General features: G+C 69.9%; 13 protein-coding genes. 7 read left to right on the top strand and 6 right to left on the bottom strand.

Annotated features, from left to right (window positions below):
• Positions 1-158: 158 nt before the first annotated feature.
• The 3 genes from EFY87_RS05595 to EFY87_RS05585 are packed head-to-tail and all read left to right on the top strand — an operon-like array spanning position 159 to position 3,566.
• Positions 159-1,238, top strand: a complete 1,080-nt coding sequence (locus tag EFY87_RS05595; RefSeq protein WP_245988462.1) for a polyprenyl synthetase family protein — start codon at positions 159-161, stop codon at positions 1,236-1,238.
• On the top strand, positions 1,235-2,698 hold the full coding sequence (locus EFY87_RS05590) for a phytoene desaturase family protein (protein WP_123270467.1): 1,464 nt from the start codon (positions 1,235-1,237) through the stop codon (positions 2,696-2,698). The genes EFY87_RS05595 and EFY87_RS05590 overlap by 4 nt, the downstream gene beginning before the upstream one ends.
• Entirely contained in the window at positions 2,691-3,566 is an 876-nt protein-coding gene (locus EFY87_RS05585) for a phytoene/squalene synthase family protein (protein ID WP_123270466.1), read from the top strand. The genes EFY87_RS05590 and EFY87_RS05585 overlap by 8 nt, the downstream gene beginning before the upstream one ends.
• Positions 3,567-4,380: 814 nt before the next feature.
• On the opposite strand, the gene EFY87_RS05575 is transcribed toward EFY87_RS05585, so the two are convergent.
• From EFY87_RS05575 to EFY87_RS05565, 3 genes are read right to left on the bottom strand one after another with little or no spacing between them, the layout of a single operon-like run.
• Positions 4,381-4,713, bottom strand: a complete 333-nt coding sequence (locus tag EFY87_RS05575) for a lycopene cyclase domain-containing protein (RefSeq protein WP_123270464.1) — start codon at positions 4,711-4,713, stop codon at positions 4,381-4,383.
• Positions 4,710-5,027, bottom strand: coding sequence for a lycopene cyclase domain-containing protein (locus EFY87_RS05570; protein ID WP_158607520.1), 318 nt, complete (start codon positions 5,025-5,027; stop codon positions 4,710-4,712). Before EFY87_RS05570 ends, EFY87_RS05575 begins: the two co-directional genes overlap by 4 nt.
• Before the next feature lie 4 nt (positions 5,028-5,031).
• On the bottom strand, positions 5,032-5,403 hold the full coding sequence (locus EFY87_RS05565) for an Rv2175c family DNA-binding protein (protein ID WP_123270462.1): 372 nt from the start codon (positions 5,401-5,403) through the stop codon (positions 5,032-5,034).
• Positions 5,404-5,545: 142 nt separating this feature from the next.
• Between EFY87_RS05565 and EFY87_RS05560 the strand changes: the two genes are divergently transcribed.
• The 3 genes from EFY87_RS05560 to EFY87_RS05550 all read left to right on the top strand — a co-directional run bounded on the left by EFY87_RS05560 (position 5,546) and on the right by EFY87_RS05550 (position 10,689).
• Positions 5,546-6,403, top strand: a complete 858-nt coding sequence (locus tag EFY87_RS05560; protein ID WP_123270461.1) for a lytic transglycosylase — start codon at positions 5,546-5,548, stop codon at positions 6,401-6,403.
• 63 nt (positions 6,404-6,466) lie between these two features.
• On the top strand, positions 6,467-8,311 hold the full coding sequence (pknB, locus tag EFY87_RS05555) for a Stk1 family PASTA domain-containing Ser/Thr kinase (protein ID WP_245988460.1): 1,845 nt from the start codon (positions 6,467-6,469) through the stop codon (positions 8,309-8,311).
• A gap of 50 nt (positions 8,312-8,361) precedes the next feature.
• Positions 8,362-10,689: an FUSC family protein gene (locus tag EFY87_RS05550; RefSeq protein WP_123270460.1), complete on the top strand. Its 2,328-nt coding sequence runs from the start codon at positions 8,362-8,364 to the stop codon at positions 10,687-10,689.
• Between the two features lie 21 nt (positions 10,690-10,710).
• Here EFY87_RS05550 and EFY87_RS05545 read toward each other — a convergent pair whose 3' ends face one another.
• The 3 genes from EFY87_RS05545 to EFY87_RS05535 are packed head-to-tail and all read right to left on the bottom strand — an operon-like array spanning position 10,711 to position 12,447.
• Entirely contained in the window at positions 10,711-11,043 is a 333-nt protein-coding gene (locus EFY87_RS05545; RefSeq protein ID WP_123270459.1) for a TfoX/Sxy family protein, read from the bottom strand.
• Positions 11,033-12,001 carry a succinylglutamate desuccinylase/aspartoacylase family protein gene (locus EFY87_RS05540; protein ID WP_123270458.1) on the bottom strand — a complete coding sequence of 323 codons (969 nt, stop codon included), beginning with the start codon at positions 11,999-12,001 and terminating at the stop codon, positions 11,033-11,035. The genes EFY87_RS05545 and EFY87_RS05540 overlap by 11 nt, the downstream gene beginning before the upstream one ends.
• Positions 12,001-12,447 carry an ATP-dependent zinc protease family protein gene (locus tag EFY87_RS05535; protein ID WP_484103573.1) on the bottom strand — a complete coding sequence of 149 codons (447 nt, stop codon included), beginning with the start codon at positions 12,445-12,447 and terminating at the stop codon, positions 12,001-12,003. Before EFY87_RS05535 ends, EFY87_RS05540 begins: the two co-directional genes overlap by 1 nt.
• A 54-nt stretch (positions 12,448-12,501) precedes the next feature.
• On the opposite strand from EFY87_RS05535, the gene EFY87_RS05530 reads away from it, so the two are divergent.
• The gene (locus EFY87_RS05530; RefSeq protein WP_123270456.1) at positions 12,502-13,692 is read left to right on the top strand and encodes a RimK family alpha-L-glutamate ligase; all 1,191 of its coding nucleotides are present in this window, start codon (positions 12,502-12,504) and stop codon (positions 13,690-13,692) included.
• The last annotated feature ends 8 nt before the right edge of the window (positions 13,693-13,700 follow it).

The raw sequence follows: 13,700 nt of genomic DNA, 5'->3' as shown, positions 1-13,700 counted from the left end.
TTTCCTATCCGACAGGACACTTCCCGCCCCACCATCCAGATGCGCCGCACCCGCCGTTCAGGCAGGCAGCGTGGACGGGCAGTCTGGAGACCGACGGACAGCTCCGCGCGCCTCACGACTACGCTCAATTCGTTCACCATCTCGGAAGGACCACCGTCGTGCCCACCGCAGACCTCGACGACCTGCGATCCCGTGTGCAGCACGCGCTCGACCAGGAGCGCCGCACGCAGGAGGCGATCCTGGCCCCGCTCGGCCCCGAGATGGCAGATCTGCTGGACCCGGTCTTCGCGCTGCTCAGCGGCGGCAAGCGGCTGCGCGCCGGCTTCTTCTACTGGGGCTATCGCGCGGCCGGCGGCGCCGACTCGGACGCGCTGGTGCGGGCAGCGACATCGCTGGAGGTCTTCCAGGCCGCCGCGCTGCTGCACGACGACGTGATGGACGACTCGGACGTCCGCCGGGGTATGCCGGCTGCGCACCGGCGGCTCGCGGAAGTGCACCGGGAGCGCGGGCTGAGCGGCGACCCGGAGCGGTATGGCGAGGCGGGCGCGATCCTGGCCGGCGACCTGTGCCTGAACTGGACCGACGAGATCTACTCGACCAGTGGCCTGCCCGCCGAGGAGCTCGCACGCGGCCGACGGGTGCTCGACACGATGCGCACCCAGTTGATGGGCGGGCAATATCTCGACGTCGCGGAGGCGGCGCAGACCTGGGACGGGCTGCCGACCGCCGATCGAATCGCGCGCGCCCGCAAGGTGATCCGCTACAAGAGCGCGAAATACACCATCGAGCACCCGCTGCTCATCGGTGCGACGTGCGCCGGCGCTTCCGAGCCGGCCCTGGCCGCACTGTCCGACTACGGCCTCGCGCTCGGCGAGGCGTTCCAGTTGCGCGACGACCTGCTCGGTGTCTTCGGCGATCCCGACGAGACCGGCAAACCGGCGGGCGACGACCTTCGCGAGGGCAAGCGCACGGTGCTCATCGCCTACCTGCTCGAGGGGCTGAGTCCCGCCGATGCCACCCGTTTCCGGGACGCCTTCGGCGACCCGGACATCTCCCCGGAGGACCTCACCTGGTTGCGGGAGCAATGCGTGCGTTCCGGGGCCGTCGACCAGACCGAGAAGCTGATCACCGCACAGGCCGACGCAGCCCGCCGCGCCCTCGATCACGCCGGCCTCACCGACACCGGGCGCGCCGCGCTGCTGGAACTGATCGGTCTCGCGACGGCCCGCTCCTCGTGAGGCCGGGCGCCGGACGACCGCTACGTGCCGTCGTCGTCGGTGCCGGATTGTCGGGTCTATCCGCCGCGGCGCACCTGCGCGCCGCCGGCGCCGACGTGACGGTGATCGAGGCCGAGACGACACCGGGCGGACGCTGTCCCGATGTCACGACCGAGGGCTTCCGGCTCGAGCTCGGGCCGACGGTGCTGACCGAAACCCAGCAGCTGGCAACTGTTTTCGAAGCCCTCGGGGAGTCGATGAGCGAGTGGCTGGGCCTCGTGCCGCTGGATCCGGCATACACAGCGCACTTCGCCGACGGCAGCCTGCTGCCGATGCACACCGACCCCGCACGAATGCACACGGTGATCGCCGACTTCGCGGGTGCTCGGGAGGCGGCCGGCTACGACCGGTTCGTCCGGCGCGTCCGGCGCATGTATGACGTCGAGATGCCGCACTTCATCGACCGCAACCTCGACGGGACCGCTTCACTGATCAGGCCGTCGGTGCTGCGGCTGGCGGCGCTGCGCGGCTTCGGGCGACTGGACGCGCTGGTCGCCTCGCACTTCCGCGACGAGCGGTTGCGGCAGGCGTTCAGCTTCCAGTCGTTGTATGTCGGGGTGCCACCGGATCGGGCCCTCGGGATGTTCGCCGTCGTCGCCGCGATGGACCTGGTGCACGGGGTGAGCTACCCCGTCGGCGGCATGCACGCGATCGTCCGCGCCCTCGTCGAGGTCACGCAGCGGCACGGCGTCGGGTTCCGTTTCGGCGAGCCGGTGAGTGCCGTTCGCCCGGCCGGCAGCGGGTATGACGTGACGACCGCGCACGGGACCGAGCATGCCGACGCCGTCGTGCTCACCTGCGAACCACCAGTCGCCGCAACGCTGCTCGGCGATCCGGCGGCGATCCGGCCGGTCGCCACACCTTCGCCCAGCTGTGTGTTGCTCGCTGCCGGCATACCGTCTGGGCTGCCCGGGAGCGGGCACCACCACGTGCATTTCGGCGGGTCGCTGATCGGCGCCCTGCACGACCTGACCGCCGGGCGGCCGATGCGCGACCCGAGCTTTCTGGTGTCCGTGCCGACCCGCACCGACCCGGGGCTGGCGCCGCCCGGCGGGGACGTGCTCTATGCGTTGTTCCCGGCACCGGCCCGGCACGGCGCAGGTGCCGGGATCGACTGGCAGCGCTTGCGCGGCCCCTACCGCCACCACCTGCTGCGCCGCCTGAGCACGGCCGGTTACGCCGTGTCGACGCTCGTGGGCGAGCACCTGCTCACGCCCGTCGACTGGGCCGAGCGCGGAATGCCTTGGGGCACACCGTTTTCCGCCGCGCACACGTTCCGCCAGAGCGGCCCTTTCCGGCAGCCCAACCGGCTCGGCCCACGGCTCGCGCTCGCCGGATCGGGCACCACCCCCGGCATCGGGGTGCCGATGGTCCTGATCAGCGGTCGGCTGGCCGCCGAGCGAGTGCTGGCGCATGAGTGAGCTCGCCGCCGCCTACCGCGCGTGCCAGGAGATCAATGCGACGCACGGCAAGTCGTTCTATCGCGCGACCAGCCTGCTGCCGCCGCGCCGACGACGGCACGTGTGGGCGCTGTATGCCGTGGCCCGGCGCAGCGACGACCTGGTGGACCGCCCGGCGGCCGGCGCCGACCCGTCGGCCCAGCTGCACGAGTGGGAGACCGCGGTGCTCGACGTGCTCGGCGGCGGAGCGCCGCGTGACCCGGTGCTGCTCGCGCTGCAGGACACGGTGACGCGGTTCGCCATACCGGCAACGCTTTTCGAGGAGTTCTTCGTCTCTATGCGCCAGGACCTCACGACGTTCCGCTACCCGCACTGGACGGACCTGCGGGCCTACATGAGGGGCAGCGCCGCGGCCATCGGGGAGATGACGGCACCGATCCTCGGGGCCGGGGCCGACGCCCTCCCCCACGCAGCAGCGCTCGGCGAGGCGTTCCAGCTGACCAACTTCATCCGGGACATCGCCGAGGACTGGCAGCGGGGGCGGATCTACCTGCCCCTGGAGGATCTACGCGCGTGCGGGCTCAGTGAGGACCAGCTGGGCACCGACGTCGCCACCGGCACCAGCAGCTCGGCACTGCGCCGGGTTGTTGCCCGGGAGACCGCCCGCGCCCGCGAGCTGTATGCCGCAGCCGGGCCCGGCATCGGTGAGGTCGACCCGGCAGCGCGAGCCTGCCTGCGTGCCGCGAGCGCGCTCTACGCGGCCATCCTGGACGAAATCGAGCGATCCGGCTCCGAGGTATGCCGCGGCCGCACGGTGGTGCCGGGAGCCCGTCGCGGTGTCGCGGTCACCCGTTCCCTGCTGCCCGGGCCGAGCTACCGTCACCACTGAAGGCCGGGCGCGCCCGAATGGCTCCGCTATACGACCTTTCCTCGGCCTTCGCGTGCGAGCCACGAAAGAGCGGGTACAACCTGTCGGGTGCGGCACTGTCGATCGGTGGGCGCCGGAAGTTCGGAGAAGTGATGCAACGACACATTGTCCGCCACGCACAGCAGCTGCGCCTGGATCCCCTCGAGGTGCCTGATCGCGCCGCGTCACTGGCCGAGGCATCACCAGACGCCTTCCGGGATGTGTTGTCCGGACTCGGGAATCCCGGCAGGGAAATCCTGCAGCGGCTCTTACCGAGGCTCTCGCGCCATGCCGAGGACTTCGCCAGCCGAGCGCGTACAGGTCATCCGGCCCCGACCACGATCGCAGGCACACACCGCACGAAGCGGAATCCGGCATCGCTCGCCGGGCACCAGACCAGGGACAGTCGGGGCAGGTTCGGGCCACGGGTCGGCGAGCCACTGGAGGGACACCTCTCCCACCCGGACTGACGGGCCGAGTACATCTCGACACATCTCGTCTCCGAACTGAGTCGCGCCGCTTCGGGATGCGATGCGGCGAACACCACCCCGTCCTCTATTGCGCGAAATCAGTGACGGTCAACAGGCGGTCTCGATGGGGTGAGGGTTTCGGATCATTGTGCGCCCAAACCTGCCGGCACCACTTTCCAGCAGTGACGACGCGGCGGACGGCGGCGTCCTACCCGGAAGAGCAGCTTGCCAGGGGTACCGCGGCCGCTGATGTCACGAACGTCGCCTCTCGAAAGCGTGCCATCACGCCCTCCTCCGGCAGCCCGCGGGCCAAGGATCGACCGAGATCACTGCGTTCCCGCATCCCGGGCGGCCCACCAGCGCCAGGAGACGACGGTGACCAGGATGAGCGCGAAACCGAAGCCAATGTCTTCCACCGGCGCGTAGCAGATCCGCCAATCCCCGAGGAACTGCTGGTGATTCGTGCCGAGGATCGCCGCACCGTCATACGTCACGATGCGCCGGCCGGTCAGCCAGCCATTGACCGCGAGCTGGCCGGCGAGCGAGATGGCATAGGAGATCCACCACTGGCGGGTCAGCACGACACGGGTGCGAACCACCGCCAGATCGAGCACCAGCGCCACGACCACGGCAATGCCGGACAAGGCGGTGTAGGTCATCGCCCGCGCCGCCCCAGGAGCGCCCCGACCGCCTCGTAGCAGGCGATGGCGGCGAACGGAATCACCACGAAGAACGCCCACTCCTCCACGGGCAGACCGAGCACGCGCAGGCCGAACACCTGCCTGCCATCGAAATGCCACTGCCCGGCGTGGGTGGCGAACACGTCCCAGCAGACGAACGGCACTGCGGCGCAAGCGATCGCGGGCAGCAGCACCCGCAGCCGCCGCACCCGGCGCAGCCCGAAGAGCGGCACGAGCGGAACCGTCACCACCAGAGCGGCGACCAGCGCCGCGGCATACGCCAGGTGGCGCACGCGCTCAGTGGGCCAGCTCGGCGGCCCGCTTGCGGACCTCGGCCTTGCGATGTGCCTGCAGCATGGTGATCGGCGAGCCCTCGACCGGCAGTGTCGGGTCGGCGGTGAAGAGCCACTCCAGCGCCTCGTCCCGGGACAGCCGGGCATCCAGCAGCACGGTGATGGTGCCCTCGATGCCGGTCAGCAGGTGGTCGTCCTCGACGAACGCCGCCGGCACGCACAGTGCGTTGTTCGGCCCCACGCGGTGCGCCAGGACGACCTTGTCGTCGACCAGCCGCCGCGCCTGCCGCTGGGTCAGGCCCAGCGCGTCGCCGAGCTCCGGGATCGACAGCCAGTTGCCGACCAGGCTTTCCAGGTCGCTCGTCGCTTCAGTCACGCAGGAGATTCTAGGCGGTCCCCCGACACGCCTGCCGGTGCGCTTGGGACACAGGGACCGCGACAGCGACTAGGTTGGCGTGTCGTCACACCTGCCCCAGCTGTCACATCCGGCACGTGTGCCGCTCAGCGAAGGAGACCCCATGGCACCGATCACGACCGGCGCGCAGCCCGCCGCGCACGCGATCCACGCGAAGGCCGACCAGCACGCCGCGGCGAAGAAGACGGCGAAACGCCACGCCGCCCCGAGGAAGTCCACCGCGCCGAAGCTGCACGCGCGCCGCAGCACCACCGTGGCAAAGCGCGTGGTGCGCACCGCCGCGCCATACCGCGTCCGTGCGGGCGACACGCTCAGCGCGATCGCCGCCCGGCACGGCATCTCACTGGCCGCACTATTAAAGGCCAATTACTTCAGCGACCCGAACGTCGTGCTCAGCGGGTCGGTCGTGCGCCTGCCGCAGGCGGCCAGGCAGCAGCCGGTGAGCAAGCCGGCGCCTCACCGCGCCGCCCCGAAGAGGGCGAAGACCGCCATCCCGAAGACCCCGGTCCACCGCCCCCACGACAGCGCGACCGTCGCAGCCACCCGGGCGGCCCTGGCGAGGGAGTCGGTGCCGAGCCGCACCCAGACGAAGGCACTGATCGAGACGACCGCCCGCCGGTATGGCGTGAACCCGCGCCTCGCCCTGGGCATCGGCTGGCAGGAGTCGGGCTGGAGCCAGCGTGCGGTGTCGCCGGTCAACGCGATCGGCACCATGCAGGTCATGCCGCAGTCCGGAGAATGGGCGTCCGGCCTGGTCGGCCGGCACCTCGACCTGCTCGACGCGCACGACAATGTCACGGCCGGGATCGCGATCCTGCGCTTCCTGACCAGCAATGCCCACGACCTCGATCAGGCGATCGGCGGCTACTACCAGGGCCTCGGCGCGATGCAGAAGCACGGGCCCTATGCGGACACCCGGCAATACATCCGGAACGTCCGCACCCTGATGGACCGTCTCTAAGAGACAGATCGGCCATGGCGCGCCGTGGCCAGCACTGAAATGCGGGGTTCGTAGACTTTGAGTGTGTCCATTTCCGCACCATCGCTTGTCGGTCGCACGATCGACAAGCGATACGTCGTCCGCGAGCATCTCGCGGACGGTGGCATGGGCTCGGTCTATGTCGCCCTCGACGAGCGCCTCGACCGAGAGGTCGCGCTCAAAGTCATGCGGCCCGACCTCGCGCGAGATGACAACTTCGTGCTGCGATTCCGCCGCGAAGCCCGGTCGGCCGCCCGGCTGACCCACCCCAATGTCGTCGCGGTCACCGACCAGGGATCCGACGAGGAGTTCGTCTTCCTCGCCATGGAGCTGGTCCGCGGGCAGACGCTGCGCCAGCTGATCCGCAGCCGGGCTCCCCTGCCGGTCGGCGAGGCGCTCGAGATCACCGAGGGCATCCTGCAGGCGCTGGACGCCGCCCACCGGGCCGGTCTGGTGCACCGGGACGTCAAGCCGGAGAACGTCCTGATCGGCACCGACGCAGTGAAGGTCGCCGATTTCGGGCTCGCCCGCGCCGTCACCACCGACACCGTCACCGGCGACAGCGACGTGCTGCTCGGCACCGCGGCATACCTCGCGCCCGAGCAGGTCGAGCGCGGCCGCGCCGACGAGCGCAGCGACGTCTACTCCACCGGGCTGCTGCTCTTCGAGATGCTCACCGGTGAGAAGGCCTTCCCCGGCGACTCCCCGATCAACGTCGCCTACCAGCACGTCCACGGCACCATGCCGCGCCCGTCCGATGCCGTGCCGTCCGTGCCGACCGAGGTGGACGAACTCGTGCTGCGGGCCACGGCGAAAGACCCGGACCACCGGCCCCCGAACGCCGGCGCGATGCTGCAGGAGTTGCGCGCCACCCGCACCCGGCTGAGTTCGACCGTGCTGGAGGAGAAGCCGCGCGGACCGCACGACACCGGCCCGCTGACCGGCGATCACACCCGGCACATCGACCGCGGCGGGCTGCCGCCAGTGCTGCCGACGCGGCGTCGCCGCTGGCCGTGGGTGGCCGGCATCCTGGTGGCTGTGCTGCTCGTGATCGGCGGACTCGGCGCGTGGGCGTTCACTGTGGGGCCGTTCGGCGAGGTGCGGGTGCCTCGCGTGGTGGGCGAGACGCAGGGGCGCGCGGTCAGCGCCATACAGCACGCGGGACTGCATGCGAAGGTGCAGCCGGTCTTCTCCGAGCACGTCGTCAGCGGTGTTGTCGTGTCGACCGATCCGGGGTCCGGCCACGACGCCCGCAAACGCTCGACGGTGACCCTCTCGGTCTCCAAGGGACCCGAGCGGTTCACCGTGCCGTCCGTTCGCGGCATGACCGGGGCCGCCGCGCGCCAGGCGATCCAGCAGGCGCACCTGGTCGTCGGCACCGTCACGCAGGCGTATGACGCCACGATCCCTGCAGGCAAGGTCGTCTCCGCCGACCCGGCGATCGGCAGCTCCCAGAAGCCGGGGACGACCGTCGACCTGGTGGTCAGCAAGGGCCAGCAGCCCATCGACATCCCGGACGTGACCGGGTCGTCCAAGAAGGACGCCACCAAGCAGCTCACCGACCTGGGCTTCACCGTCACCTTCGGCGCGGCCACGCACAGTGACACCGTCGCGGCCGGTGACATCATCAGCCAGACCCCGTCCGGTGGCACCGGACACAAGGGCGACGACATCCAGTTGATCGTGTCCAAGGGTCCGGTGATGGTGAAGGTGCCCAAGGTGGTCGGAATGAGTTCGGGCGCCGCAAAGGACGCGCTGCAGGCGCTCGGTTTCCAGGTCAAGGTCAAGTACCCGCTGCTGGTGCCGGTGCTCTTCCAGGTGCAAGGACAATCGGTGAAGGCCGGCGACCCGGCACCCAAGGGCAGCACGATCACCATCGACGTCGTCTGATGGGTCGACTGCACGCTCGTCCCGAAAAGCCCACCCGCTAGAGTCATTTCGTGAGTGCCGGACCGGAAGCTGCAGCTTTGGCGCCACCGCCCAAGCCCTACCGGCCGCGGTCCGACCTGACCGACTGGTTCCTCGCTCAGGACCCAGGCCTGAACCGTCTGCGGATGGCGCTGCAGGTCGTGGTGAGCATCGCCGCGGCGCTGCTGGCGGAGCGCATCTTCGTGCAGACGACCGGCGCCTTGCAGCACTCCACCGCCGGCCTGCCACCCGCGGTCGCTGCCCAGGTCGACGCGGGCAATCACGCGATGCTCGTCGTGAGCATGATGGTCGGCGCGATGATCTGCATGATCGCGTCCTTCGGGGCGCCCATGTTCGCAACGGTGCGGCAGTCCTACCTGGTGATCCTGGCGATGCCGGTCCCGATGATCGCCGGACTGGCGATCGGCCTGGCCGTCGCACATCACCGCACACTCGCACTGACCCTGCTGGCCGTGATCCTGGCCGGCGGCGCCTATCTGCGGCGCTTCGGCCCGTGGGGGTTCCTCGGCGCCCAGATGCTGTTCATGGGCGACTTCATGGGCTTCTTCCTGGGCGCGGAACTACCCTTCTCCGCCCTGAAGTGGCTCGCACCCGAAGTCTTCCTGGGTGCCATCGTCGCCTGCCTGGCACAACTCGTGCTGTTCCATCCCAGCCAGCGACGCACCTTGCGGCGCGTCCGGCGCAGCTTCGGCAGCCGGGCGCGCGCCCTCGTCGACGTCGCGCTGGAGGTGCTTGACGATCCGGACGACCAGCGTGCTGCCGCCAGGCTCCGGCAGCGGACGGTGCACCTCAACGAGACGGCCCTGATGATCGACGCCGCGCTGGCCGCACCCGGCGCGCTCCGCGACGGCGGGTCGGCGGCATACGTGCACCAGTTCGTCTTCGACGCCGAACAGACCCTCGCCAACATGGCCCGCTTTGCCGGCACCCTCGGCAGATCCGGCCTCAGCCGCGGGTCCCGCGGCTTGGTGCGCACTTCGCTGATGGCCGTCGGTGACCACGATCCGCAGACCGCCCGGCACGCAGCAACCCGGCTGATCGAGGAGTTGCGGGACGTCGCCGTCCGACCGCCGGCGGACGAGAACGAACGCAACCGGCGGGTGATCGTGCACCGGTTCGCCACCAGCGTCCTGGACTGGGCGGATCTGGCCGAGACGCCGTTGCCGCCGCGCCAGGACGGCGACACACCGGAGTTCAGGTCGTCGGTGCAACTCATGGGCGGCTGGCTGCCCGGGTCGGCGATGGCCAGCGCAGACGCCTCCACCGAGCTCGGGCCGCGCCCGATCGATCGGGTCCGGCTCGCGCCGAACGTGCGGATCGCCATCCAGATGGCCGTTGCGGTCACCGCCGCCATCGTCCTGGGCAGCATGCTGTCCGAGCGCCGCTTCTACTGGGCTGTCATCGCCGCGTTCGTCACCTTCATGGGCGCGAACAACGCCGGCGAACAGATCCGCAAGGGGATCTACCGCGTCCTGGGCACACTCGTCGGGGTGTTCGTCGGTGCCGTGCTCGCCCACCTGGTCGGGCATCGCGCCGATCTCGCCGTGCTCACCGTGCTGATTGCCATCGGGCTGGGCATCTACCTGATGCGGATCAGCTACGCGTTCATGGTCATCGGGATCACCGTGATGGTGTCGCAGCTGTACGTCCAGCTCGGGGAGTTCTCCGACTCCCTGCTGCGGCTGCGCCTGGAAGAGACCGCGATCGGCGCCGCCGTGACGATCCTCACCGTCGTGCTCATCCTGCCGATCCGTTCCCGGCAAGTGGTGCGGGTCGCCGCCCGGGCACATGCCGAGGCCGTGCGTACGCTTGCCGACGGCGCCCTGCGCAACGCCACCGGCCACTGCAGCAACGCCGAACTGCTCGCCGCAGCGCGGGTGCTGGACGCAGCGCACCAGACACTGGTCGCATCGCTGAATCCGTTGCGCGGCATACCGGGCCTGGCGAGCACCATCCACCGCCAGCTGCGGTCATCTGCCGCCGCATCCGTGCACCGTGCACGAACCATGCTGCACGAGAGCCGCCGCATTGCCGCCTCGAGCGCGCCGGGCAGCGGCCTTGATGCAGACGCTGGCCGATTGGACGATGCGCGGCGCCGGCTGAGCGACTCGATCGGCGCGATCGCTGAAGCCCTCACGCAGGACAACGACAGCAGCCGCTACACCTATGTCCGGTCGGCGTCGCTCTTCGACGAGATCGCGACCAGCCGGGCGGACGCCGACCGCATCACCCCGGCACAACTGCTGTTGCGGGACGCACGACTGCTCGACGAGTCGATGGCCACCTTCGCCGAGGCGGTCCGGCTGCACGTGCGAGCCCTGGACACGGTGACCGCCTGAGCGGCCGCCCCGGCCACCGGGCTACTTCGGCGGGAAGGACCTCGCCCGGTCGATGCCGAGCTGCACCAGCTCGCGCAACCGCTCGTCGGAGGTGATCGCGCGCTGATCCGCGAGCAGCCAGCCGGTCATCTCCCGTCCGCCCATCTCCATCGGCACGATGAGGTCTCCGTCGATGAGTCCGTCCGGATCGCTCGGATCGGCCCGGATCATCAGTCCGCCACCGCTGCCTGCGGCGACCGCCATGTTGCCGTCGAGCATGAACCCCAGGCCGCCGAACATCTTCCGCTCGCTCAGCCCCGACTCGTCGGCGAGGATCTCGCGCACCCGGCGCGCCAGCTGCTCGTCATACGTCATGGCCGTCCTCCTCCACTGCGATGTGCACCAGTGCGTCGCCGCGGTTGACCAGCGGCGCGGTCGTGCGTCCGATGACCACGCCGGGACCGGCCGCGTGCACCAGGCGCAGGCGCTTGCCGAACGAATCCGACAGTCCGCCGAGGCGCTCCTGCGCCTCGACCCGCTGACCGAGCACCGCATCCAGTTGCAGGATGCCGGTGCGACGGGCCCTGACCCAACTGCTCTGCCGGGAGATCAGGCTCGGTGACGGCGGCTGCTCGTCGACCGGATCGGTCATCTCCAGCGCGGCGAGCACCCGCCGTACGCCGGCCACGGCCGCCTCGATCGCCCACTCGTCGAAGCGCCAGGCCTCGCCACCCTCGTAGACGAGCACTGCACAGCCGCGTTCCCGGGCAGCCGCGCGCAGCGAGCCGTCGCGCAGTCTGGCGTGCAGGATCACCGGTGCACCGAACGCCTGTGCCAGCGCCAGGGTGCGCGGGTCGTCGAGGTCGGCACGGATCTGCGGCAGGTTGGTGCGGCCGAAGGCGCCGGTGTGCAGGTCGATGCCGACGTCACCCCTGCTGATGACCTCCGCCATCAGCAGGTGGGCGATGCGGGCGGCGAGCGACCCGCGCGCCGAGCCGGGGAACGAACGGTTCAGATCGCGGCGGTCGGGCAGGTAGCGGTCGCCCGCGGTGAAGCCGAGAACGTTGACGATCGGGACGGCGACCAGCGTCCCGCGGAAGGCCTTCGGGTCGAGGGCGGCGAGGACGCGGCGGACCGCCTCGATGCCCACCACTTCGTCGCCGTGCGTGGCGGCCGTGACCCAGATGGTCGGTCCGTCGTGACGGCCGTGCACGACGCGCACCGGCAGGCTCACCTCGGATCCGGTCACCAGCCGGGTGATCGGCAGGCCGACCTCGCGCGTGGTGCCCGGACGGATCCGCACCGAGCCGATCGCGAAGGACTCCCGCGGCATCACCGGCCCCGGTTCTTGCGGCGGATCGCGCGCTTCGGACGGCCACCGAGATAGGACCTGCTGGAATCCACCAGAAACCCTTGCCGGAGGGCCTCGCGGCCGATCAGCATCCGGAAGCCCATCTCGTCACGGCGGCTGAGGGTTACCTCGACGGTGGTGCGCTGCTCGCTCAGCACGACGTCCATCAGAACGACGACACGATGCCCCACATGCCCCGAGGAGCTGCGCACCGCGCGCCGGTCGTGCACCGGCAGGGCGAGGCGCACCGCGTCCTCCGCCGAGCGCTGCCACGGATGGATCGAGAAGCGCACCCAGTCGGTGTCGCCCTGCCGCACCTCTTCCACGTCGAACGCGTGCAACGCCGAAGTGCGCGCTCCGGTGTCCAGTTTCGCCTTGATCCGCAGGTCACCGAGTTCGGGGAGACTCACCCACTCACGCCACCCCACGGTGATGCTTGAATGGTTCGTCCCGGACACCCCGACATCTTTGCAGGTACCCACGTGAAGCTCGCGATCCTGTCCTGCGCTCCGCGCGCCTACTCCACCCAGCGACTGCGTTCCGCAGCCCTGGAACGGGGTCATACGGTGAAGGTGCTCAACACCTTGCGGTTCGCGATCGACCTGTCCGGCCCCGACCCGGACCTGCAGTTCCGTGGCCGGCCGCTGTCGGACTACGACGCGATCCTGCCGCGCATCGGCAACTCGGTCACCTACTTCGGCACCGCCGTCGTGCGGCAGTTCGAGCAGATGGACGTCTACACACCGAATACGGCTACCGGCATTACGAATTCGCGTGACAAGCTGCGCGCGAGCCAGATCTTGTCCCGGCACCACATCGGTATGCCGCCGACGGCTTTCGTGCGCAACCGTGGCGATGTGCTGCCCGCGATCGAGCGGGTCGGGGGCGCTCCGGTGGTCATCAAACTGCTCGAGGGCACCCAGGGCATCGGCGTGATCCTGGCACCCGACAACAAGGTCGCCGAGGCGATCATCGAGACCTTGCAGAGCACCAAGCAGAACGTGCTGATCCAGTCGTTCGTGAAGGAGAGCAAGGGTCGCGACATACGCGCACTGGTTGTCGGGGAACGAGTGGTCGCGGCCATGCGCCGCGTCGCCAAGGGCGACGAGTTCCGCTCGAACGTGCATCGCGGAGGCTCGGTCGAAAAGGTAGAACTGTCACCCGAATTCGAGGAGACGGCGGTCCGTGCCGCGCAGATCATGGGCCTGAAGGTGGCGGGCGTCGACATGCTCGAAGGCGAGGACGGGCCGCTCGTCATGGAGGTCAACTCCTCCCCCGGTCTGGAGGGCATCGAGGCCGCCACCAAGCTCGACGTCGCCGGAGCCATCATCGACTACGTCGACAACCAGGTCGCGTTCCCCGAGATCGACGTGCGCCAGCGTCTCACCGTCTCCCGTGGGTATGGCGTGGCCGAACTCGCCGTGCACGGCGACGCGGACATCGTCGGCAAGTCCATCGGTGACTCCGGCCTGCGCGAGCGCGACATCACCGTGCTGACCCTGCACCGCGGCACGGGGGTCGTGCCCAACCCGCGCAATGGCACCGTGCTGGAGGCCGACGACCGGCTGCTCTGCTTCGGCAAGCTGGAGGAGATGCGCTCGATGATCCCCAAGCGCCGCAAGCGCCGGCAGAAGATCCACAAGCTGCCCAAGGAGCTCAATCTCGAGCCGTAAGGCGGAGC

It is taken from the genome of Flexivirga caeni, assembly GCF_003724155.1.
GTDB classification, from domain to species: domain Bacteria; phylum Actinomycetota; class Actinomycetes; order Actinomycetales; family Dermatophilaceae; genus Flexivirga; species Flexivirga caeni.
Note: the sequence above shows the minus strand (reverse complement) of the source record. Positions and strands in the feature narration are given on the sequence as shown.